We start from the raw sequence: 749 nt of genomic DNA on the forward strand, positions 1-749 counted from the left end.
ATTGGAATGGCTATCGTAGCCGTAATTATGAGTGTTAACTTCGCAGCATGTAGTGATGATGACGAAGAAGAAAGTACACCTACTACAGAGAACATTGTAGGTCAATGGGTACTAACTTACGAAGAAGGGTATGAAATAGAGCCAGAATATCCTGAAGAAAACAGAGAATGGAGTCATGCACCTAAAGATGAATGCGAATATTTTGGTAATCTTACATTCAGAGCTGACGGTACATATACTGAATATGATTTGGATAATTCGGAATTAGATGAAGGGAAATGGGCATTGAGTAATAAGCTGCTGACACTTAGACCTATTGATGCCACTTATGCTCTTGATTTGAATGTTCTTGAGATATCCAACAGCAAGTTAGTTCTTGAATATATGGAGAAAGAGGATGATGGAGGGGTAGAATATGCTAAAATGACTTATAAAAGGAAATAAGTATTGAAGTATAAAGGCAGCATGGAATTAACTCCCTTGCTGCCTTGACTGTTTCCGCTTCTTGACTAATTTAGGCTTTCGCTTACTTGCTGCATCTTTAAAGAACTGTTCCAGTCTCTCTCTGGTAATAGGCAGGTATGTGACCTCTGTAACCATAGTTTCTTTAATCTCTTGTGGTAGGTAGTAGATAGTGTAACTTTTAGGAGAGTTCTTCTTGGTAAGTCTCATAATTGTATTAATTTGATAATTGATAATTGAATTAATCTGATACGAAGTTAACCATATTACAGAGGGGAAACTAATGT

2 protein-coding genes are annotated in these 749 nt (G+C 36.6%); one reads left to right on the forward strand and one right to left on the reverse strand.

From position 1 onward, the window contains the following. Positions 1-444: lipocalin family protein (locus DW800_RS19465; RefSeq protein ID WP_243634931.1), on the forward strand; the 444-nt coding region annotated here is incomplete at its 5' end. A gap of 27 nt (positions 445-471) precedes the next feature. Here the strand turns inward: DW800_RS19465 and DW800_RS19470 are convergent. Beyond that, a partial coding sequence (locus tag DW800_RS19470) for a hypothetical protein (protein ID WP_243634932.1) occupies positions 472-749 on the reverse strand: 278 nt, incomplete at its 5' end.

The sequence above is a fragment of the Bacteroides sp. AM32-11AC genome (assembly GCF_003603515.1).
GTDB lineage: Bacteria > Bacteroidota > Bacteroidia > Bacteroidales > Bacteroidaceae > Bacteroides > Bacteroides uniformis.